This is a genomic window from Amycolatopsis sp. NPDC004079 (assembly GCF_040610415.1).
In the GTDB taxonomy this organism is placed as follows: domain Bacteria; phylum Actinomycetota; class Actinomycetes; order Mycobacteriales; family Pseudonocardiaceae; genus Amycolatopsis; species Amycolatopsis halotolerans.
Window position 1 is genome coordinate 47,019 of sequence record NZ_JBEXMH010000016.1, and the last position, 22,064, is coordinate 69,082.

Sequence of the window (22,064 nt, forward strand, 5' to 3'; positions counted from 1 at the left end):
AGAGCATAGGGCCGCCGGTTTTCTGCACACCGGAATCGTGCGCGACGCGCTTGACGAACCCCCGGCCGAGGTGTGACCGTAGCCACTAATGAACCGAACGACCGGTCCAAAACTGTGGAGCCTGGGACATGACTGAGCACTACGACGCCGACGTCGCCGTCGTCGGATACGGCCCGACGGGCCTGGCCGGGGCGCTGACCCTGGCCGCGAAGGGCGCGCGGGTGGCCGCGTTCGAGCGGGACCAGGACGTCTACGCACGGGCGAGGGCGGTCACGATCAACGACTGGACGATGCGGATCCTGCAGGACCTCGGCGTCGACGACCGGGTCGAGCGCGTCGTCGAGCCGCAGCGAGCGCTGCGCTGGGTGACCTACGACGGCCGCGAGGTGATGCGCGTCGAGCATCCGCCGAGCACGCTCGGCACCCGAGGGAGCAAGCCGCGGTTCTACAACATCTACCAGCCCGCTCTGGAAGCTGAACTGCGTCGTTGCGGCGAGGAGCACTCCGGTCTGGACGTGCGGTATGGCGTCGAGGTCGTCGCGGTCGAGCAGGACACCAGCGGCGTGACCGTCACCGCGCGCGACCGCGGAACAGGGGAGGAGACCACCACCCGCACGCGGTACACGATCGCGGCCGACGGCGGTTCGTCCCCGGTGCGCAAGATGCTCGGCATCCCGATGCACGGCGACACCGGCGACACGCTGTGGATCGTCGTCGACTGCCGGGTCAAGCGCTGGTGGCCGGACCGCGATTTCCGCACGTTCTGGACCGACCGCGAACGCCCCGTCGTCGACATCGCACTGTCGGCGGGCAACCACCGCTGGGAAATCCCGCTCAAGACCACCGAGTCCGAAGCGGACTTCCCGACGGAGGCGCAGGTGTGGCCGCTGCTGCGCGCGCTCGGCGTGACCGAGGACGACGTCGAGATCCACCAGTTCGCGTTCTACCGCCACCACGTCCGGATGGCCGAAACCTACCGGCAGGGAAGGGTTTTCCTCGCCGGCGACGCCGCGCACCTGATGCCGCCGTGGGCGGGCGCGGGCATGCAGACCGGCATGCGCGACGCGTACAACCTTGGCTGGAAGATCGCCGGGATCGTCCGCGGCGAACTGGGCGAGGACTGGCTCGACACCTACGAGCCCGAGCGCCGTCTGTCGGCCGAGTTCTACACCGGGATGGCGATCGCGCTGGGCCGCGTGATCAAGCAGGAGGCGAGCCCGGCGGAGATCGAGGCGATGAACACCGTCCCGCCGAACCTCGTCACGCCCTGGGAACCGCCGCTGAACGCCCCGCCGACCCTCGCCGGCGGCTGGCTGCGCGGCGAGACCGGGGACGCGTCCGTCGTCGGCCGGTACCTCCCGCAGCCGCTCGCGTGCGACGCCGCCGGCCGGATCGACCGGCTGGACGCGTTGCTGCCCCGCGGTTTCGTCCTCCTCGGCAACGACCTCGACCCGGCGACCCTGCTCACGCCCGAGGAGAGGTCGGACTGGGACGCCCTCGGCGCGTCCTGCGTCGCCGTCCGCCCGCGCACCGGGTACACCCGCGCCGCTCATGACCTCGTGGATCTCGAGGACGCGTTGCTGCCCTGGTTCGACCGATACGGCGTCCAGGCGATCGCCGTGCGTCCCGACAAATTCGTCGCGGCGGCCGACAAGACCGGCCTCGCCGTCCCCGTTTCGCAGCGTTGAAAGGAATCTCCATGACTGTGAAAGAGCTCGCCTACGTTGTCTACGAGGCCAGCGACCTCGCCGAATGGGAGCGCTTCGCGGTGTCCCTGCTCGGCATGCAGCTGGGGGAGAAGTCCGCGGACGGCTTCACCCTGCGCACTGACGAGAAAGCACACCGCTGGATCCTCACCGAAGGCCCCGCCGACGACCTCGTCCGAAGCGGCTACGAGGTCTCGTCGGCGGCTGAGCTGGATTCCCTCGTCGCTCAGCTGCGGAAGGCAGGCGTCGAAACCGTCGAAGGCGACCCCGGGCTGGCTGCCGCGCGGAAAGTCGACCGGATCGTGCTCGTCACGGACCCGCTGGGCAACGTGCTCGAACTCGTCACCGGCCTGGCCGACGCCGAAACCCCGTTCCGCAGCGACCTGCTGCTCGGCGGCTTCGTCACCGGCACCGGCGGCGCGGGCCACCAGGTGCTGCTGGCCAAGGGCATCCCCCGCGAGACCTATCTGGCGTTCTACGAGGGCCTGCTCGGCTTCAAGCTCAGCGACATCATCGTCGAGGAGGTCGCGCCCGGGGTCGTCGCGGATCTGGCGTTCCTGCACTGCAATCCACGGCACCACTCCGTCGCGTTCGGCGACATGCCGCACCCGAAGCGGACGCACCACTTCATGATCGAGGTCGCCGACATCCGCGACGTCGGCCTCGCCTACGACCGGTGCCTCGACGCGAAACAGCCGTTCGAGATGACGCTCGGCATGCACCCGAACGACCACATGTTCAGCTTCTACGTCCGGACGCCGTCGGGTTTCTCCGTCGAGTACGGCTGGGGCGGCTTGCTGATCGACGACGAGACCTGGGAAGTCCGGACGCTCGATCACCTGCACTGGTGGGGCCACCGCGCGCCGGAAGCCGTCGCGGCACAGCTCGCCGGAGGTGCGCTCTGATGACTTCGCGTTACGTGCAGACCCGCGACTGGAAGATCCACTACCACGACACCGGCGAAGGCCACCCGCTCGTTCTGCTGCACGGTGGCGGCCCCGGCGCGACCGGCTGGAGCAACTACTCGCCGAATATCGAAGCGCTGTCCCGTAATTTTCGGGTGATCGCCCCCGACCTGCCCGGCTGGGGCGACTCCGACGGCGCGGACTTCGGGACGCTCGACCACGTCGAAGCCGCGACCCAGCTCCTGGACGCGCTAGGCATCGAAAAAGCCGCCTTCGTCGGCAATTCCATGGGCGGCCACACCTCGTTGCGGCTCGCGGTCGAGCGCCCCGAACGCGTGTCGCACCTGATCACGATGGGCCCGCCCATCCAGATGAAGCCGTTCTTGTTCGGCGCGGGCGGCGGCCCGACCGAAGGCCTGAAGATCATGTTCGAGACCTACTCCGACGCCACCCCCGACGGTATGCGCCGCTTGGTCGAAATCATGGTCTACGACAAGGCCCGGTTCGCGACGCCGGAACTGTGCCAGGAACGTTCCGACACGGCGCTCGCCCGCCCCGAACACCTGCGCGCCGTCGCCGCCGCGGCCCCGAAAGCCCCGATCCCGATCTGGCTGGACCTCGCGGCGGTCTCCGGGATCACCGCGCCGTCCTTGCTGATCCACGGCCGGGACGACCGCGTGGTGTCGTTCGAATCGACGCTTTTCCTGGCCGCGAATATTCCGGATTCGCGGGCGGTTCTGCTGAACCGGTGCGGGCATTGGGCGCAACTGGAACATGCGGACGAATTCAACCGGCTGGTGACGGATTTCGTACTGCACCACTGATTCCCGGGCTACGGGGCCGTCTCGTTGAACGAGACGGCCCCTATCCCTTCTGCCAGGGAAGCCCCCATTCTCGGTAGGTACTCGGGTCATCGGAATCCCTGGCAGAGGGGAACATCATGACGAGATCGAGAACCCTGGCAGCATTCGCGGCCGCTGTCCTGGCAGGCAGCGGTTTGCTGACCATTCCGACAGCATCCACCGCCACGCCACACCGAACCCAGGCGACCACCCTCGGCATGGCGTGGCGCGGAGCGGGCACGGACAACCTGATCTGGTGGTCAAGCTTCGACGGGAGTGCGTGGTCGCCGCAGCAGCCTTTGACCGATCGCCGCACGGAAGCGGCTCCTGCCTTGGGCCGCACCGGAGACGGGCAGCTGGTGATGGCCTGGCGCGGTGCGGGCACCGACAGCCTGATCTGGTGGTCGACCTACGACGGGAGTGCGTGGTCGCAGCAGCAGCCCTTGACCGACCGTCGCACGGAAGCGGCTCCTGCCTTGGGCCGCACCACCGGCGGACAGCTGTTCATGACCTGGCGCGGAGCGGGCACGGACAACCACATCTGGTGGTCGACCTACAACGGATTCGCGTGGTCGCCGCAACAGGCGCTGGTCGACCGGAGGACAGACCTGGGTCCGGCGATCGGGTGAGGCGGGTGCGCTGAGCGGTGCTTTTCGGTGGCGGACCGGACAGGGCGAGTGGATGGACAACGCGATCGGCGCGTTCCTTGCCCGGTGGCCGCGGGAAATCTGATCGTGCTCTGACTAGTCGATCGAACTTTTCTTGGCCAGAGCACGATCTTCCGCGACTCAGGCTATGACCTCGTCGCACCCAGCACGTCGCCGTTGTGCTGTCCGACCTCCGGTGCGGGCCGCGGCGGAAGCCGGTCCCCGTCCACCTGGATCGGCGACTTCGGCGCCCAATGCGCCCCCGCCCCGGGCTGGTCGACCTCCCCGAACAGCGCCAGTTCCCGCAGCGCGGCACCGCCATCCCGGCCGAGTTCGGCGAAGCTGCGGTACCGCTCCCACAAAATCCGGTGCCGCGTAAGCACTTCAGCCACCTCGGCGTACCGCGTCCGCCCGAACCACCGCGCCAGCAACGGCGTGATCACGTCCCGGTGCCGGTACCGGTCGGACTCGGTGGCGAACGAGATCCCCAGCGACTCGCTCAACCCGGCGAAGGCGTCGGAAAGCCCGGTCGCGGCCAGCATCTTCTGCCAGTGCCGTTCAGTGAGCAGCACGATCATCACCCGCACACCGTCGGCAGTCTCGAAATCATCGCCGTAAGTACCGTAGATCTCGTTGCCGGACTTCGTGCGCGCGTGGTCGGTCAGCTGCGCTTCGGCGAGATAGCCGAGATTCCCGGCCGTAGCGAGCGCGACGTCCTCCAGTGCGACCCGGATCGACCGACCCTCTCCGGTGACCTGCCGGTGCCGCTCGGCGGCCAGCAGCCCGATCGCGAGGTACAGCCCGGCGCAGACGTCCCACGCGGGCACCACGTGGTTCACCGGAGCCGAACCCGTGCCGGTGAGCAGCGGGAAACCAGTCGCCGCTTGGACGGTGTAGTCGACCGCCGCGCCGCCGTCGGCTCGGCCGTCCAGCAGGACGTGGATGAGGTCCGGGCGGCGAGCGCGCAAGGCTTCGTACCCGAGGTCCGCGTGTCGCGAAGTGTTCGTCACGACCACGCACGGGCCGCCGTCGACGATCAGGTCGGCGACCCGGCGACGGTCCGCTTCGGACTCGAGGTCGACGGCTACGGCGCGTTTCCCCTTGTTCAGCCCGGACCAGTAAAGGCTGGTCCCGGAGTCGGAAAGCGGCCAGCGCGTACGGTCGGCGGCGCCGCCGAGCGGTTCGACCCGCACGACGTCCGCACCGAGCTGGGCGAGCGTGAGGCCGCACAGCGGCGTCGCGACGTATGCGGACAGCTCGACGACCCGCAGTCCGGCCAGCAGCGCGGGGTTCATGCGTCGTGCACCCGGGAAAAGTCGGGCTTGCGGCGTTCGCGGTGCGAGGCGAGGCCCTCGTGCACTTCCGGACCGCCGAAACCGTAGAACTCCAGTGCCAGCGAGGAGTCGAAGATCGCCCCGGCGAGCTGGCGGTACCAGAGGTTGAGGCTCTGCTTGGTCCAGCGGATCGCGGTGGGGGCGCCGTTCGCGAGTTCGTGCGCGATCTCGCGGGCGGTGGGCAGCAGGTCGGCTTCCTCGTCGACGCACAGCGACACCAGGCCGATCCGCTCGGCTTCGGCTCCGTTCAGCGGGCGGCAGGTCATCAGGTAGTACTTGGCTTTGGCCATCCCGCATAGCAAAGGCCAGCACACCGCGGCGTGGTCGCCCGCCGCGACGCCGAGCCGGGTGTGGCCGTCGATGATCTTGGCGTTGGCGGTGACCACGGAGACGTCCGCGAGCACTCCGGCGACGAGACCGGCACCGACGGCGGGGCCGTGGATCGCCGAGACGATCGGCTTGGAGCAGTCGATGACGTTGTAGACGAGGTCCCGCGCCTCCCGCATGGTGCGGGAGCGCGCTTCGAAGTCGGTGGCCAGCTTCTCGACCAGATCGAACGACCCGCCCGCGGAGAATCCCTTGCCTTCGCCGCGCAGCAGAACGGCTTTCACTGCAGGGTCGCGGTCGAATTCGCGCCAGACGTCGGCGAGATCAGCGTGCGCGGCTTCGCTCACCGCGTTGAGGTTCGGGGCGTCGAGGACCAGTTCGAGGACGCCGTCCTCGTCCGGTCCGTCGATCCGCAGGTTCTCGAATCGTGCGTAGCGACTCATGCCGCTCCCTTCTTGCCGTCGCCGAGGAACAAGCCCTCGCGGTCGTATTTCCGCAGCTGCCGAACGTCGTCGGCGGTCACCTCGGGCAATTCGCGCAGGTCGTCCGCGACCGCGAGGTCCCAGCCGCACCGCGACCGGACGTGCGCGACGCGTTCGGCCAGCGGCTCCGGACCGGGCGCGATCGCGGTGAGCACCAGTTCGCCGTCGCGCTGGGTCAGGATGCCCAGATCGGTGACCACGGCCCGGACCCGTGCGCCGGGGCTGGTGACGTAACTGCAGTTTTCGATGAACCGCCGCGGGCTCATCGTCCCGACGACGTACGTCTCGTCCGCACCGGTCACGACGTCGTTCCCGCCGCCGGAACCGACGAGATACGGGCCGCCGACGACGCGGGTGGTGTTGATGTTGCCCTGCCGATCGATTTCCGCCGCGCCGACGCAGGCGATCGAGCGCGTCGCCGGGCCGTTCACGAGATTCCCCAGCGCCTGTTCGGTGTCGAGCAGCATCGAGGACGACGAGAAGTTGGCGAAGCTGAAGATGAACGGGTCGCCGGGCGTGGGCGAGTAGTCCCACAGGCCGAGTTCGGCCGCCAGCGCGACCTCGTGCCCGTCTGCTTTGGCCTGTTCGACGGCCACCCAGGCGGCGAGGTTCGCCAGACCGGCACCGGCGAGCACACCGTCGGCGCCGATTTCGGCGATCCGCGACCGGACGAGTGCGGCGAGCCAGGTCGCGGCGCGTTCCGGACGCGTCACCGGCCCGGTGTGCTCGCCGCGGCCGGTGGGCGGAGTCGGCTGGCCGAGGGTGCGGGTCAGGTTGCTGAGCCGCGCTTCGCCGAGTTTCGCCAGGTAGGTGTCGTGGTCGACGAGGATCCACTCGCGGATCCAGTCGTCGAAGTCCGCCGAACGGCTCGCTTCCCGCGCCGCGATCCAGAACTCGACGTCCTCGGCGTAGCCGTCCACCGGCAGCCGCGCGCCCTCGGTGCCGGGGAAGACCCCGCCGGGATGGGCACCGAATGGAGCCTCGACGACAGCCAGCACCCGGTGCGCCGGAATGCGAACGAACGAAGACCACGGGCGCAGGTCGTCGACGACCTTCTCCACCGTCGCCAGCACTCCGCGACGAGCGGCGAACGCGCCGATCGAGCCTTCGAACATCGGCGGCGCGATCGCCAGATTGCCCTGCCGGTCGGCGACCGCGGCGTGCACGATCGCGACATCCGGGGTGAGCGGCGCGACCAGGCCGACGCGGCCGAACGGCGTGTCGACCTCCGCGTATCCGGGGTTCTCGGTCATCGACGAATCACGCACCGAGCCGGTGACCACTGCGGGCACGCCGGTCGCAGCGGCGCGCAAACCCTGGATGTAGCTCAGGAACGACCAGTTCTCGACCTCGACCGAGCCGTCCGCATAGGACTGCTGGAACACCGGATTCGGCGTGAACACAGGAAACGAGTCTCCCGAGTAGACAGTCACGACCTTCTCCAGACACCCGGAGCGGAACAGCACCGCGCCGAGCGACGACAGGCTCGCCATGATCAGCGTGAACCGCGACGGCCGGTGCCAGTGCTGCCGCGCGATCTCGCGCATGAGCGCGCTCCAGCGGCTGTGTCCCAGGATGACGTGCAACGCGTCGCCCTCGCGGACATGGCGGGAGACGGCTTCGTCGAGGCGGCAGAATTCGGTCATCCGGCCACGACCACCAAGGTTTCGGCGACACACGCCGGCTTCGCCGCGCCTTCGAGTTCCACGGTGTACCGCGTGGTGACAGTGACCCCGGAGGCGCTGTCTTTCGCCTCGGCGAACGTCGCACGGGCGCGCAGCCGGGACCCGACCGGAACCGGGGACGGGAAGCGGACCTTGCCCAGCCCGTAGTTGATCCGCGCGGACCCGAAGTCGAGCCGGACCAGCTGCGCGCTGAAGAACGGGATCAGCGACAGGGTCAGGAAACCGTGCGCGATCGTCGACCCGAACGGTCCGTTCGCGGCCCGCTCGGGATCGGTGTGGATCCATTGGCGGTCGCCGGTGGCTTCGGCGAACGCGTCGATCCGCGCCTGATCCACGGCGAACCACTCGGTCGGCCCGATCTCCTCGCCGAGCGCGGCCCGGACTTCGTCGGCTGAGCTGAATACGCGGGTCATGCGGTCACCCGCTCGAAGACCGCGGCGAGGCCTTGCCCACCGCCGATGCACATGGTTTCGAGTCCGTACCGGGCTTCGCGGCGCTGCATTTCGCGGGCCATGGTGGCGAGGATGCGGGTGCCGGTGGCTCCGACGGGGTGGCCGAGGGAGATGCCGGAGCCGTGCACGTTGAGCCGGTCGAAGTCCTTTTCGCCGAAGCCCCATTCGCGGGTGCAGGCCAGTGCCTGCGCGGCGAACGCCTCGTTGAGTTCGATCAGATCGAGGTCGGAGATCTTCAGCCCGGCACGCTCCAGCGCGAGCGCCGAGGCGGGCACCGGACCGATGCCCATCACCTTCGGCTCGACCCCGGCCACGCCGTGGGATACCAGCCGCACCAGCGGGCGCAAGCCCAGTTCAGCGGCACGCTCGCGGGTGGTCACGATGCACACGGCAGCGGCGTCGTTCTGCCCGCTCGCGTTGCCCGCGGTCACCGTCGCGTCCGGATCCTGCTTGCCCAGCACCGGTCGCAGCTTGGCGAGCGTTTCGACGGTGGTGTCCGGACGCGGGTGCTCGTCGGTGTCGACGACGACGGTGCCTTTCCGCGTCTCCACCGGCACCGGAATGATCTCCTCGGCGAACACCCCGGACTGCTGTGCGGCGACGGCCCGCTGATGCGACGTGGCGGCGAGCCGGTCCTGCTCCGCACGGGTGATGCCGTACTGGCGTCGCAGGTTTTCGGCGGTTTCGAGCATCCCGCCGGGCACCGGGTAGTGCTTGCCGCCGGGCGTCTGGCGGCCGCGGGTCAGGGAATCGTGCAGCATGACGCCCGCACCGGTCGCGCCCCAGCGGACGTCGTTGGCGTAGAAGACGGTGTTGGACATGCTTTCCGCGCCGCCCGCGACGATCAGGTCGCTCGCGCCCGCCTGCACCTGCAGTGCGGCCAGCAGTATCGACTGCAGCCCGGAACCGCAACGCCGGTCGACCTGCATTCCGGGCACGGTGACCGGCAAACCGGCGTCGAGCGCGACGACGCGGCCGATCGCGGGGGCCTCGGCGCTGGGGTAGCAGTGGCCGAGGATGACGTCGTCGATCGCTTTGGCGGGCAGGCCGGTGCGGTCCAGCAAGCCCTTCAGCGCGATCGTGCCGAGGTCGGCGGCGGGCACGCTCTTGAGCGAACCGCCGAAACGGCCGATCGGCGTGCGGACAGGTTCGCAGATGACGGCGTCACGCATGGGGAGTGCCTTCCTCGTGATAGTCGGCTTCGAGGCTGGTGCGCGGCCAGGCGGCACCGATGAGGGTCAGGGTCGCGCCGCCGGGACGGGGCTCGGTGCGCAGCTGCGCGGGCTGGCCGCAGAACAGCGGGGCCAGGTTGCGGTGCGCCAGCCGGGTCACTCGCGCGGCGGGGGAGTCCAAGCGCAGCACCTCGGCCAGCGCCAGCGACATCAACGGCCCGTGCACGACCAGGCCTGGATAGCCCTCGACTCGGGTGGCGTAGGGCCAGTCGTAGTGGATGCGGTGCGCGTTCGCGGTGGCCGCGGAGAAACGCATCAGCAGGGTGGGGTCGGTGGCGAAGTCCCAGCCGTTTTCGCCGCGGCGGAACGGAGTGCCCGCCAAGTCGGCGGGCTCCGCCGCAGGCGCTTCGGAACTCCCGCCTGCCTCGCGGTAGATGAGGTCCTGCCGTTCCTCGACGAGCGGCGAACCGTCCACACCGGACAGCACGGTCCGCACCACGACGATCACCAGCTGCCCGGAGCGGCCGGATTTCTCCGTCACGGAGTCCACAATGGACCGCCGGGTGACCGTCTCGCCGATCTTCGGCGGCCGGTGCACGGTCACCTCCCCGCCGGCGAACATCCGGCGCGGCAGGTCGACCGGCGGCAGGAACGTGCCGCGCGCCGGGTGCCCGTCGGGGCCGAGTTCGGCGGAACCAGGCCAGCGGGGGAGTGCGACCCAGTGCCACAGCGGCGGCAGGTCGTCGCCCGGCCGCGGGGCGGGCAGCCCGTTGTCGAAGAGCGCGGCCAGCGCCGCGACCGGGGCCGGGTCCACCAGCTCCGCGGTCGTCACCGCATGGGGTTCCCAGCCGGTCACATGAACCGTCCGCCGGTCACCTCGAGCACCGTGCCGGTCATGTACGACGAGAGGTCGGACGCGAGAAACAGCGCCACCGAAGCGATTTCGCCGACCTCGCCCGCCCGGTGCATCGGGATCTCGGCCATCTTCTGGTCCCACGCCTTCTGCGGCATGGCCTCGGTCATCGCGGTGCGGATCAGACCCGGCTGGATCGCGTTCACGCGGACGCCGTGGTGCGCCATCTCCTTCGCCGCGGCCTTGGTCAGCCCGACGATCCCGGCTTTGGCGGCGGAGTAGTTGGTCTGCCCGACCATGCCGACCTTGCCCGACAGCGACGACAGGTTCACGATCGCGCCGCTCTTGCGTTCGCGCATGATCGCGGCGGCTTTGCGGGTGCCGTTCCAGGTTCCCTTGAGGTGCACGGAAATGACCTGGTCGAAGTCGTCCTCGGTCATCGTCCGCATGGTCGCGTCGCGGGTGATGCCCGCGTTGTTGACGAACACGTCGACCGGGGAGAACGATTCGGCCGCGGCGGCGAGCAGAGTGTCCACATCGGACCCCTTGGTGACATCGCAGGCGACGCCGACCGCTTCGCCGTCCAGGCTGCTCGCGGCTTTCGCGGCCGCGTCGCCGTCGATGTCGCCGAGCACCACGCGGGCGCCCTGGGCGACGAACAGCTGGGCGATGGCGAGCCCGATGCCCTGCGCGCCGCCGGTGACGACAGCGGTCCGGCCGTTGAGCAAAGTCATGGGATTCCCTCAGATCTTGTTGCGGGCGACGAACTGTGCGGCGATGACGTTGCGCTGGATTTCGTTGGTTCCCTCGCCGACGATCATCAGCGGCGCGTCGCGGAAGTAGCGTTCGACGTCGTATTCGCGGGAGTAGCCGTAGCCGCCGTGGACGCGGATGGCGTCGAGCGCGACCTCCATCGCGGTTTCCGACGCGAACAGTTTCGCCATCCCGGCTTCCATGTCCGCTCGTTCGCCCGCGTCTAGCTTCTCCGCGGCGTCCAAAGTGAGCAGCCGCGCCGCGCGCATCTTCGTGGCCATGTCGGCGAGCAGGTTGCCGACGGACTGGTGTTTCCAGATCGGCTTGCCGAACGACTCCCGCTCCTGGGCATAGCGGACCGCGTCGTTCAACGCGGCCTGGCCGACGCCCAGCGCGCGCGAGGCCACCTGGATCCGGCCGACTTCCAGCCCGCGCATCATGTGCGACCAGCCCTGGTTCGGCTCGCCGCCGAGAACGGCGTCCGCGGGCACCTTCTGGCCGTCGAAGACAAGTTCACAGGCCTCGACGCCGCGGTAGCCGAGTTTGGGGAGCTTCTTGGAGACGGTGAGGCCGTCGCCGGGTTCGACGAGCAGCACGCTCATGCCGCGGTGGGCGGGGGAGGCGTCGCGGTCGGTGATGCACAGCAGGCCGATCAGGCCGGAGTGCGCGGCGTTGGAGATCCAGGTCTTCGAACCGGCGATCGTGTAGCCGTCGTCTCCCGGCACGGCCTGGGTGCGCATCGCCTGCAGGTCGCTGCCGCCGCCGGGCTCGGTCAACGCCATCGTGGCGCGGATACGTCCCTCGGCCATCGCGGGCAGGTACTTCTCGCGCTGCTCCGGCGTGCCGAAGGTCTTGATCAGGTACGTGATGACCGAGTGCCCGCCGATCGCGCCCGCCAGACTCATCCAGCCGCGCGCGAGTTCCTCGGTGACGCGGGCGAAACAGGCGGTGCTGACGTCGACGCCGCCGTACTCGGCCGGGGCGAGCAGGCCGAAGAAGCCGAGCTTCTTCATCTCGTCAATGAACTCGGCCGGGTAGATGTCGTCGGCTTCGAATTCGCGGACCCGGGGCCGGACCCGTTCGTCCACGAACTCCGCGACCAGTGCGACCATCTGCTGTTCGTCGTCGGTGAGCGTCATCGCCCATTCCCTTCTCGTGCCTGCCGGAGGACGCGCTGGGCGCGTTCCAGCACTGGCTTGTCGACCATCTGCCCGTTCACCGCGACCGCGCCGTCCGCTCCGGCGTCGAGGATCGACTGTGCCCAGCGGACTTCCTCGCGCGTCGGCCGCAGTGCCGCCGCGGCGACGGGCACCTGTTTCGGGTGTACGCACAGCTTTCCGGTGAACCCGAGCCGCCGTGCGTAGTGGACTTCGTCGGTGAGGTGCAGCTCGTTGTCCAGATCCGCGGTGACGCCGTCGATCGGCCCGGGCAGTCCCGCTGCGGCGGAGGCGAGCACAAGCGCGCCCCGCGCCGCGACGAACGCGTCGCGGTCCGCTGGATCCGCGCCCAGTTCCGCGGCCAGATCGAAGCTGCCGAACGCGAGGCGCTGCACGTTCGGGACGGTCGCGGTCTCCCGCGCGTCCAGCACGCCTCGCGCGGTTTCGACGAGCGCGATCACCACCGGCAGGACACCGAGCTGTTCGCCCGCGGCGCGCGTCGTGGCCGGTTCGGCCTTCGGCAGCATCACGGTGCACCGGCGCCGCCTGAGCACGGCGAGGTCTTCGTCGTGCCAGGCGGTGCCGGCGGCGTTTACCCGCACCGCGCACTCGGGGTTCTCCTCGAGCCACGCGACGACCTGTTCCCGCGCGTACTCCTTGCGGTCCGGCGCGACGGCGTCCTCCAGATCAAGCACGACCAGGCTCGGCCCGGCCGCCATCGCCTTGCCGAAGCGCTCCGGCCGGTCGCCCGGGACGAACAGCAGCGTCGCCGCTTCCCGGGCCCGGGTAGCCGCGCGGCTGGTCATTTCCGCGCCTTCTTCGCCTGCCGGACGAGGCCGCCGCCGATGATCAGGCGCTGGATTTCGCTGGTGCCTTCGTAAAGCCGCAGCAGGCGGATGTCACGGTAGATCCGCTCGACCGGCACGTCGCGCATGTAGCCGGTGCCGCCGTGGATCTGCACCGCGAGATCGGCGACCTTGCCCGCCATCTCGGTGCAGTACAGCTTCGCCGCCGACGGTCCGATCCGCCGGTCCTCGCCGGACACGTAGCGCGCCGCGGTCTCGCGCACCAGCGCCCGCCCCGCCAGCACGCCGGTCTGCTGATCGGCCAGCATCGCTTGCACCAGCTGGAAATCGCCGATCGCCTGACCGCCCTGCGTCGCCGAAGCCGCGTACGCGACGGACTCGTCCAACGCCCGTTGTGCGGAACCGACAGCCAGCGCGGCGATGTGGACCCGGCCGCGAGCCAGCGACGTCATCGCGGCGCGGTACCCGGCGTCCTCGTCCCCGCCGACCAGCGCGGAAGCGGGCACCCGGACGCCGGTGAAGGTGACGTCCGAGGTCCAGGCGCCTTCCTGGCCCATCTTCTTGTCCTTGGGCCCGACCTCCAGCCCCGGCGTGTCCGCGGGCACGAGGAACACCGCGATTCCCGGCCCGGAGTCGTCCGCCGGGCGGGTGCGGGCGAAGACGACGAACAGATCCGCGATGGGAGCGTTGGTGATGAAGCGTTTCTGGCCGTCGATGACCCAGTCGTCGCCGTCGCGCACGGCCTTGGTGCGCAGCCCGGCGGGGTTGGACCCGGCGCCGGGCTCGGTCAGCGCGAAGGACGCGACGACCTCGCCCGAGGCGATGCGCTCCAGCCACTGAGTCTTCTGCTCGTCGGTGCCGAAGCCGACCAGCACCTGTCCGGCGATGCCGTTGTTGGTGCCGAACATCGACCGCAGCGCCAGCGAGGTGTAGCCGAACTCCATCGCCAGTTCGACATCCTGGGTCAGGTCGAGCCCGAGCCCGCCCCATTCCTGGGGGATCGCGTAGCCGAACAGGCCCATCTCCGCCGCCTGCCCGCGCAGATCGGCCGGGATGGCGTTGCCGTCCATGATCTCCTGCTCGCGCGGAACGACCTTCGCCCGGACGAAGTCGCGCACCAGGTCCAGGATGGGCCGGAAGTCCTCGGGAGTCACCGCTGCTGCCATGCCCCCACTATGACTCAGCCGACCCGCTGAGAAAATACTTTATCAGAAATCATCGAATGGCTCACACTGTCGGGCGATGGTCAGATGGCGGTAAAACCGCAGGTGAACTCGGGATTATGGCGGCGTCGGGCGCGCCTCGCGGAGCGGGAAGAGGTCGCCTGTGCGTGCCACTGTCGTGTAATACTTCATCCGATACAGCTGTCGGCGCAGGGATGGGAGAAGGTCGTGGCGATGCCCGAAACCGCGAGTGCCGGACCGCGCCGCACCGGCCCGGCGAACCTCAACGCGATGGCCGCGCAGGAGATCCGGCGGCGCGTCTTCTCCGGCCATTTGCGAGCGGGCGCGAAGATCGACCAGGAAGCGCTCGCCGACGAGCTAGGCATCAGCAAACTGCCCGTCCGCGAAGCGTTGATCACCCTCGACCACGAGGGCGTCGTCGAGCACATCGCCCGCCGCGGCGCGTTCGTCGCCCGGATGACGCGCGACGACATCCGTGACCACTTCCGCGTGTTCGGCGTCGTGTCCGGATTGGCCGCGGAGCGCGCGGCGAGGAACCTGTCCCCGGAAAGCCTGCAGGCGATGCACGATCTGGCGGACCGGATGGAGTCCGGAGCGGACCGTGCCGAACAGGAACGGCTGAACTTCGAGTTCCACCGGAGGATCAACTACGCCGCCGACTCGCGCCGGCTCCTCTCGCTCCTCGGCATCCTGGGCAAGACGGTGTCGCACGGGTTTTACGAGGCGCACGAGGATTGGCCGGACAAGGCACGGGCCGATCACCGGCTGATCCTGGCCGCGTTGTCGGCTCGCTCGGCCGCCCGGGCGCGCACGCTCGTGGAGAAACACCTCGCCGACGCGGGCGAACGCGCGGTCGCTTTGCTTGAGAGACAAGGATTCTGGGACCACTGACCTTCAGGTCGGTTTCTGGTCCATGCCACCGGCGAGGAGCGCGTCCGACACGGCGCAGCCAGTGGTGAGCCGAGTACGGAGCGCGAGTTCTGCGGTGGTCGCGGGATCTGCCCAGGACTTTGGCGAGCGTGGTCAGCGGGTCGGTGCCCCCGCCGTCGACGATCCATGCCCTGCGGGTGACCGAGACCATCTTCGCCCCGTTGTGCGAATTCATATTTTATGGCTTCTCCAGGTACCCGTTACGGTCAAATTCATGGAGCAGAACTTTCACTCGGCCGAAGAACTCGCGGCTGCTTTGCGTGCTGGCGGAGTGACGTCGGCGGAGCTGACCGACGAGGCAATCGCCCGCATCGAGCGGGAAGACAAGGCGCTCAACGCGATCTGCGTGCCGGACTTCGACCGTGCGCGCGCCGCAGCCCGCGACGCCGACCAGGCGCGCGCCCGCGGCGAGGACCGGCCGCTGCTCGGGATTCCGGTGACCGTGAAGGAGTGCTACAACGTCGTCGGCCTGCCCACGACCTGGGGCATCCCGGAGCACCGGGACTTCATGCCCGCCGAGGACGCGGTCCAGGTGTCGCGTCTCAAAGCGGCTGGCGCGGTAATCCTCGGCAAGACCAACGTGCCCCTGGGACTGCAAGGTCTGCAGAGTTCCAACCCGGTCTACGGCACCACCAACAACCCGTGGAACCACGACCGCACCCCCGGCGGCTCCTCCGGCGGTTCGTCAGCGGCCCTCGCGGCGGGCTTCGGCGCGTTGTCGATCGGCTCCGACATCGGCGGCTCGCTGCGCACCCCCGCGCATTTCTGCGGCGTCTACGGGCACAAGCCATCCCTCGGGTTGGTGGCGAACCGCGGGATGGTCGCACCGCCCGGGCCAGCGTTGCCGGTCGACCTGGACCTCGCCGTCGTCGGCCCCATGGCGCGCACCGCCCGCGACCTCGCACTGCTGCTGGACGTCATGGCCGGACCGGACCCGCTCACGTACGGCGTGGCACACGAGCTAGCCCTGCCGCCCGCACGGCACTCGCGCCTGAACGACTTCCGGGTCCTGATCCTCGAAGACCATCCGCTCATCCCGACCGGGTCCGCCGTGCGAGCGGGCGTCAACCGGGTAGCCGCCGCACTTGCCGACGGAGGAGCCCGCGTCGAACGCCACAGCTCGCTGCTGCCCGACCTGACCGAAGCCGCGACCTTCTACACGCAACTGCTGTTCTCCGGCTCCGTCGCACGATTCCCCGTCGACGCGTACGAGCAGTTGCAGACCCGCGCCGCCGGACTGAGCGCCGACGACCATTCCCTCGACGCCTCACGGCTGCGCGGAATGGTGCTCACCCACCGCGATTGGCTGGAAGTCAACAACCGCCGAGAACTGCACCGCCACGCCTGGCGGCAATTCTTCGCCGAGTTCGACGCCGTGGTGTGCCCGGTGACGCCGACGCCCGCGTTCCCGCACGACCACAATCCCGACCTGCTGGCCTGCCGCCTCGACATCGACGGCGTCGAATACCCGTTCTTCGACCAGCTCGTCTGGGCGGGTGTGGCCACCATGCCCGGTCTGCCCGCCACCGCGATGCCAGCGGGCCTGTCCGCCGAAGGACTGCCGGTCGGGGTGCAGGTGATCGGGCCGATGTTCGAGGACCGGACGCCGCTGAAACTGGCCGAACTGCTGGAGGAGCGGATCGGCGGGTTCCAGGCTCCGAAGTAGGGGCTCGGTGTTCGCCTCGAAGACGAGGGGTTCGAGGCGAACACCGACGGTCCGCTTCCGGGCCGCGAGTTCGGGATGCTCAACGGAGCTCGCCGCCGGGCCGAAGGGGTGCGTAGCGGTACCTGCGGTAGGCCGTGGGAAGCGGACCGGTGACCGTCTCCGGAGTGACCGTGAATCCGAGGTGCCTTCCCAGAATCGCCATCAGCGCGATCGAGCTGTCGGCGATCGTCGCGTCCGACGCGAAGTCGATGAGGCCGGAATCGATCATCTCGTCGTCGAACAGGTGCGGGTGCGTGCCGCCGCGGGAGTCGTACCCGCCCCCGCAGGTGAAGGTGAAGACGAGGTCGCCGTGCGAGAGATAGCTGACCACCGCCGGGTCGTCTTCGTTCGCTGCGATGAAGACGACGTCGGTGTTCCGGGCGAGGTCACCGGCGATGCCGTCGACGTGGGTTTTCTGTTGGATGTACTCCACGACTACGGCCCACTCGCCGGACTCGGCGACGCGAATCCATTGTGGTCCCTCGAAGAACCCGGCCGTGCTCAGCACCGGGTCGGCGAGGGCTTGCGCCGCGGTCATGACGCGTGCCGAGTCAGGGTCGAGGTCGAACGTGCGGAACACCTCGGCCGGAGCCATGCCGCGCACGAAGGTCAGGGCTCCGCCGTCGAGGACGACACCGGCCGGGGTGGCGAGCCACGTCCAGTCGGGATCGAGGCGGTATCGCGCATCGACCGGTGACGTCTCGTTCATCGTCAACTCCTCAGCAGACAATCAGCCCCAAGTAACCGAAAGCTCGTGCACCCCGTAAATGTTCATGTTCGTCCGCAACGGCACCTCCCCAGCCGGAACCGCGAGCCGCAAGTCCGGGAAACGGCGGAACAGCCCCTCGAACCCAGCCCGCATCTCGAGGCGAGCCAGCTGCTGCCCGAGACACTGATGAATCCCGTGCCCGAACGCCACCTGCCCCCGGACTTTCCGGTGCACGTCAAGCACATCGGGGTTCTCGAAACGACCCGGGTCGCGGTTGGCGGCGAGCAGTGACACAACCACAGTCGATCCAGCCGGAATCGTCTCCCCGCCGAGTTCGACGTCCTCCGTCGCATAACGGTAGAAGATGTCGGCCACCGACAGGTAGCGCATCAGTTCTTCCACCGCGTTGGAGAACAGCGACGGGTCCGCGCGCAGTTCGGCCAGCGGCGCGGGGTTCTCGAGCAGCGCGAACGCACCCAGCGACAGCATGTTCGCAGTGGTCTCGTGTCCGGCCAGCAACAGCAGGAACGACATCCCGGTCAGCTCTTCGATGCTGAGATCCTCGTCGCGGGCCAGGTCAGAGAGGATGTCCTCACCAGGCTCGGCGCGCTTGTCCGCGCACAGCTGGCCCAGGTAGCCCATCATCGCGCCGAACGCGGCCATCTTGTCCTCGAGGTTCACGTCGCGTTCCATGAACTTCGACGAGTTCGCCTGGAAGGTCTCGCGGTCGGCGTAGGGAACGCCGAGCAGCTCGCAGATCACCAGCGACGGCACCGGAAGCGCGAACTCCCGCACGAGGTCCACCGGCGGCGCCAGCTGCGCGACCGCGTCCAGTTGCTGTTCGGTGATCTTGATGATGCCGTCTTCGAGCTGCTTCATCCGCTTGACGGTGAACGCGCCGGTGAGCTTGCGCCGCAACCGGGTGTGGTCGGGGGCGTCCATGCTGATGAACAGGCCGGGGATCTGCGGCGACGGCTCGGTGGCGACCGGCATGCCCGGCGTCTCGTACGGCACGTGGACCACGCCGAGGTCCATGCGGTTGCTGAACCGCGCGTCGGACATGACCTGCCGGACCGCGTCGTAGCCGGTGATCAGCCAGCCCTCGTGGCCGTCCGGGAACAGCATCGGGCTGACCGGGCGGGTTTCGCGCAGCGCGGTGATCGCGGCGGGCGGGTCGAACGGGCCGGCGTCGCGGTCCATCGGCAGGCCCTGGACCGGGGAAAGCTGCTGGCTCATCGGAAATCCTCTCGTGGTGGCTTGATGTCACCACGATCGCGGAGCGGCCAGACACCGGGCGGTCACGGCGCTGACACGGGCCGGGCGCCGCGTCAGGGCGCGAGCGGTGCCACGACCAGTTCGGTCCACGAGGCCGCCGCGCCCTCCCGCGCGGCCTGGTCGAACGCGTCGTCGCCGAGGTGGCTGCGCGCCTCCTGCTCGATCCGCGGCACGTCCGGGTTCGACAGGTCTTTCCGGCCGAGCACCTGCGCGCTCGCCGCCAGCAGCCGCGCGGCGTGGTCGTACTGCGCGCGTCGCGATGCCAGGTCAGCGACTCCGACGACCATCTGCGCGATCACCGGCGCACGACCGGTTTCCGCTGCCGCGTCGCAGGCAGCGGCACGGTGCTCGCGCGCCTCGTCGAGATCGGCGGTGAACCAGGCGTGCAGGTCGTGGGTCGCGGCCCGCAGATGCGGTTGCCGCGCTTCGTCTCCCAGCAGGCTCATCGCCTGGCCGAACTGGTCGAAGGCGTCCTGCGCGTTGCCGTTCCACCGGGCCAGTTCCGCCCGGACCAAGGCGAGCGAGGCCAGCGTTCCGGGCCAGGTGACGCCTTCCGCGAGGCTTTCCGCTTCGGCCACCGCGGCGGCGCTGGCGTCCTTGTCGCCCGCGAGCCAGTGCAGCCGCGCTTGCCGCATGCGCATCTGGACGACGTCGTCGAGCGCGTCCAGTTCGGTGACGACGGCGATCGCCTGGTCGAAGTGTTCGCTGGCCTCCGCGAATTCACCGCGCATGGCCACGCAGCCGGCGAGTTCGGTCTGCGCGAACGAGATGCCGAACCGTTCGCCGAGCACCCGGAACTCGACCAGCGATTCGTCGAACCAGGATTCGCCGTCCTGGCCGAGCATCATCCGCAGCTTGCCGATGTGCAGCCGGGACAACGCGCGCACCCACGGGTCCTCGTCGGCCAGCAGCGACTCCCAGGCCGGCAGGAGCGCGTCCATGTCGCGCAGCATCATTTCCAGCGGCACCACCAGCCGCAGCGCCGCGTGGCGATGCCGGTCGTGCCTGCCGAGTTCGTACGCCTGATGGATCCACTTCGCGGCTTCCGGCATGTCGCCGGGTCCGGACGTGACGAACATCGAGGTCAGGGCGTACACGATGGCCTTGATCCCGTCAGGGACCTCGCCGGGAGTCGCGATCGCGGCGCTGATCAGCTCCATGCCCTCGGCTTTGCGGCCCACGAGCCACCAGTACCAGCCGCAGGCCGCGGCGAGCCGCATCGACGCGTGGGCATCGCGAGCCGCGAGTGCACCGCGCATCGCCGAGACGAGATTGTCGTGCTCTGCCTTGAGAAGGGTGAGCCACTCCAGCTGCTCGCCGCGGCGCAGGCGGGGTTCCGCGGTCTCGGCCAGCTCGGTGAAGTACGCGAGATGCGCCTGCCGAGCAAGGTCCGTCTCCCCGGCCTCGGCGAGCCGTGCGGCGCTGTACTCCTTGATCGTGCCGAGCATCCGGTATCGCGGCTCGCCTTCGCCGAACGCGACGAGCAGGGACTTGTCGCTGAGCGCGGTGAGCAGGTCCAGGACCTCGTACTCGTCGACCTGCTCGCCCGCACAAACCCGTTCCGCCGCTTCCAAGCTCGCACCACCGGCGAACACCGACAGCCTGCTCAGCACGAGCCGTTCGCCGTCGCTGAGCAGTTCCCAGCTCCAGTCGACCATCGCGCGCAGCGTCCGGTGCCGGGGGAGAGCGGTGCGGCTGCCGCCGGTGAGCAGCCGGAACCGGTCGTCGAGCCGGTCCGCGAGCTGCTCGGGCGACAGTGTCCGGAGCCGGACCGCGGCCAGTTCGATCGCGAGCGGCATCCCGTCCAGCGCAGTGCAGATGCGGGCAAGAGTCCGGTCGTCGGCGAGGTCCTGGCGGCGCGTCGTCGCCCGGTCCCGCAGCAGCTGGACGGCCTCGGCCCGCGCGAGCGGTTCGACCGGCCACAACGCCTCGCCGGTGATCCCCAGCGGTTCGCGGCTCGTCGCGAGGATCCGCAACCCGCGGCACTCGCCGAGCAGCCGGTGCGCGAGGGCGGCCGCGGACTCGATGACGTGCTCGCAGTTGTCCAGCACCAGCACCATCTCGCGGTCGCGGATCGCGGAGACCAGCCGGTCCACCGGATCCGCCGAGGACGCTTCGCCGAGCAGCGCGTCGCGCAGACCGAGCCCGGACAGCGTGGCCTGCGCGACGTCGTCGCCGGTCCCGATGGCGGCCAGCTCCACCAGCCAGGCGCCGTGGTGCAGGCCGTCGACCACCGTGCGGGCGGTTTCTGTTGCCAGCCGGGTCTTTCCCGAGCCGCCGGGACCGGTCAGGGTGGTGAGCCGATGCCGCGACACCATGTCTCGGACGGCGGCGACATCGGCCTCTTTGCCGACGTAGCTGGTGAACTCGGCGCGCAAGTTGGTCTTGCGGCTTTCCTCGCGCCGTCCCACCTCGCCTCGCAGCAATGCGACGTGCAACGCGGACAGCTCGGGCGACGGATCGGCGCCCAGCTCGTCGACCAGCGTTTCCCGGAGGCGCTGAAACGCTTGCAGCGCTTCGGTGTTGCGGCCCGCGGCGGCGAGCGCCCGCATCAGCGCGGCGACGAGCTTCTCCCGCACCGGGTTCGCGGCGACCAGGTCAGTCAGCTCCGCGACGAGGTCCGCGCCCCGGCCGAGATCGAGTTCTGCTTCGAACCGGTCTTCCACGGCCGCCAGGCGCAGGGCCTCGAGCCGGGTGGCCGCCGCGTCGAACGCCTCGCTGTCCTGCAAGCCGACGTCCTGCATCGCGGGCCCGCGCCACAACTCGAGCGCTTCGCGCAGCTGCCCAGGCCCGTGGTCGGCGCGGGCCTGGGCGACGAGCCGCTCGAAGCGCACCGCGTCGACCGCGTCCGGGTCGAGCACCAGCCGGTAGCCGTCCGTCAGTCCTTCGACGACGGCCCCCGGCAATGCCTTGCGCAGCCGGGAAACCAGGCGTTGCAAGGCATTCGCGGCCTCGGCGGGCGGGTGTTCGCCCCAGATCCAGTCGATCAGCGCTGCCTTGGGGACGACCTGGCCCGGCCGGAGCGCGAGGGCGACGAGCAGCCCGCGCAGGCGCGCGCCCGGAACGTCGGCCACGTCGCCGTCGCGGACCTCGAACGGACCCAGGATCTTGATCTGCACCTGCACGATCCTGCCATCCGA

At 69.5% G+C, this 22,064-nt stretch carries 19 protein-coding genes; 6 read left to right on the top strand and 13 right to left on the bottom strand.

The genetic code is table 11. The features are described 5' to 3' along the window. The first annotated feature begins 128 nt into the window (after positions 1-128). From ABZX37_RS18715 to ABZX37_RS18730, 4 genes are all read left to right on the top strand, one after another. Positions 129-1,688, top strand: coding sequence for an FAD-dependent monooxygenase (locus ABZX37_RS18715; RefSeq protein WP_354740996.1), 1,560 nt, complete (start codon positions 129-131; stop codon positions 1,686-1,688). Positions 1,689-1,699: 11 nt separating this feature from the next. Next, a complete protein-coding gene (locus ABZX37_RS18720; protein WP_354740998.1) occupies positions 1,700-2,611 on the top strand; it encodes a VOC family protein in 912 nt (303 codons plus the stop codon). Beyond that, on the top strand, positions 2,611-3,435 hold the full coding sequence (locus tag ABZX37_RS18725; RefSeq protein WP_354741000.1) for an alpha/beta hydrolase: 825 nt from the start codon (positions 2,611-2,613) through the stop codon (positions 3,433-3,435). The genes ABZX37_RS18720 and ABZX37_RS18725 overlap by 1 nt, the downstream gene beginning before the upstream one ends. Positions 3,436-3,551: 116 nt before the next feature. Then, a complete protein-coding gene (locus ABZX37_RS18730) occupies positions 3,552-4,082 on the top strand; it encodes a hypothetical protein (protein WP_354741002.1) in 531 nt (176 codons plus the stop codon). 164 nt (positions 4,083-4,246) lie between these two features. On the opposite strand, the gene ABZX37_RS18735 is transcribed toward ABZX37_RS18730, so the two are convergent. Genes ABZX37_RS18735 through ABZX37_RS18780 form a run of 10 tightly spaced genes read right to left on the bottom strand, consistent with a single transcriptional unit; the run spans position 4,247 to position 14,287 of the window. Further along, positions 4,247-5,395, bottom strand: a complete 1,149-nt coding sequence (locus ABZX37_RS18735) for a CoA transferase (RefSeq protein ID WP_354741004.1) — start codon at positions 5,393-5,395, stop codon at positions 4,247-4,249. Next, the gene (locus ABZX37_RS18740) at positions 5,392-6,204 is read right to left on the bottom strand and encodes an enoyl-CoA hydratase/isomerase family protein (protein ID WP_354741006.1); all 813 of its coding nucleotides are present in this window, start codon (positions 6,202-6,204) and stop codon (positions 5,392-5,394) included. The genes ABZX37_RS18735 and ABZX37_RS18740 overlap by 4 nt, the downstream gene beginning before the upstream one ends. Further along, positions 6,201-7,889, bottom strand: coding sequence for a CoA-transferase (locus ABZX37_RS18745; RefSeq protein WP_354741008.1), 1,689 nt, complete (start codon positions 7,887-7,889; stop codon positions 6,201-6,203). Before ABZX37_RS18745 ends, ABZX37_RS18740 begins: the two co-directional genes overlap by 4 nt. Then, positions 7,886-8,341, bottom strand: a complete 456-nt coding sequence (locus ABZX37_RS18750) for a MaoC family dehydratase (RefSeq protein WP_354741010.1) — start codon at positions 8,339-8,341, stop codon at positions 7,886-7,888. The genes ABZX37_RS18745 and ABZX37_RS18750 overlap by 4 nt, the downstream gene beginning before the upstream one ends. Beyond that, positions 8,338-9,552: an acetyl-CoA C-acetyltransferase gene (locus ABZX37_RS18755; RefSeq protein WP_354741012.1), complete on the bottom strand. Its 1,215-nt coding sequence runs from the start codon at positions 9,550-9,552 to the stop codon at positions 8,338-8,340. The genes ABZX37_RS18750 and ABZX37_RS18755 overlap by 4 nt, the downstream gene beginning before the upstream one ends. After that, the gene (locus ABZX37_RS18760) at positions 9,545-10,384 is read right to left on the bottom strand and encodes a MaoC family dehydratase N-terminal domain-containing protein (RefSeq protein ID WP_354741014.1); all 840 of its coding nucleotides are present in this window, start codon (positions 10,382-10,384) and stop codon (positions 9,545-9,547) included. Before ABZX37_RS18760 ends, ABZX37_RS18755 begins: the two co-directional genes overlap by 8 nt. A 20-nt stretch (positions 10,385-10,404) precedes the next feature. Then, positions 10,405-11,139 carry a 3-oxoacyl-ACP reductase FabG gene (gene fabG / locus ABZX37_RS18765; protein WP_354741016.1) on the bottom strand — a complete coding sequence of 245 codons (735 nt, stop codon included), beginning with the start codon at positions 11,137-11,139 and terminating at the stop codon, positions 10,405-10,407. Between the two features lie 9 nt (positions 11,140-11,148). Then, the gene (locus ABZX37_RS18770) at positions 11,149-12,297 is read right to left on the bottom strand and encodes an acyl-CoA dehydrogenase family protein (protein WP_354741018.1); all 1,149 of its coding nucleotides are present in this window, start codon (positions 12,295-12,297) and stop codon (positions 11,149-11,151) included. Continuing rightward, the gene (locus tag ABZX37_RS18775) at positions 12,294-13,121 is read right to left on the bottom strand and encodes a CoA ester lyase (protein ID WP_354741020.1); all 828 of its coding nucleotides are present in this window, start codon (positions 13,119-13,121) and stop codon (positions 12,294-12,296) included. The genes ABZX37_RS18770 and ABZX37_RS18775 overlap by 4 nt, the downstream gene beginning before the upstream one ends. Beyond that, a complete protein-coding gene (locus tag ABZX37_RS18780; RefSeq protein WP_354741022.1) occupies positions 13,118-14,287 on the bottom strand; it encodes an acyl-CoA dehydrogenase family protein in 1,170 nt (389 codons plus the stop codon). Before ABZX37_RS18780 ends, ABZX37_RS18775 begins: the two co-directional genes overlap by 4 nt. A gap of 231 nt (positions 14,288-14,518) precedes the next feature. Here ABZX37_RS18780 and ABZX37_RS18785 point away from each other — a divergent pair, with 231 nt between their 5' ends. Next, positions 14,519-15,196: a GntR family transcriptional regulator gene (locus tag ABZX37_RS18785; RefSeq protein WP_354741024.1), complete on the top strand. Its 678-nt coding sequence runs from the start codon at positions 14,519-14,521 to the stop codon at positions 15,194-15,196. 253 nt (positions 15,197-15,449) lie between these two features. Then, positions 15,450-16,901, top strand: a complete 1,452-nt coding sequence (locus ABZX37_RS18790) for an amidase (RefSeq protein WP_354741026.1) — start codon at positions 15,450-15,452, stop codon at positions 16,899-16,901. 79 nt (positions 16,902-16,980) lie between these two features. Here the strand turns inward: ABZX37_RS18790 and ABZX37_RS18795 are convergent, their stop codons facing one another. From ABZX37_RS18795 to ABZX37_RS18805, 3 genes are all read right to left on the bottom strand, one after another. Continuing rightward, positions 16,981-17,649 (bottom strand): DUF6461 domain-containing protein, encoded by a 669-nt coding sequence (locus tag ABZX37_RS18795; RefSeq protein WP_354741028.1) that lies wholly within the window; start codon positions 17,647-17,649, stop codon positions 16,981-16,983. Positions 17,650-17,670: 21 nt separating this feature from the next. Next, complete coding sequence (locus ABZX37_RS18800; protein WP_354741030.1) at positions 17,671-18,885, bottom strand: cytochrome P450; 1,215 nt, start codon at positions 18,883-18,885, stop codon at positions 17,671-17,673. 92 nt (positions 18,886-18,977) lie between these two features. Beyond that, complete coding sequence (locus ABZX37_RS18805) at positions 18,978-22,043, bottom strand: BTAD domain-containing putative transcriptional regulator (protein ID WP_354741032.1); 3,066 nt, start codon at positions 22,041-22,043, stop codon at positions 18,978-18,980. Positions 22,044-22,064: the final 21 nt, after the last annotated feature.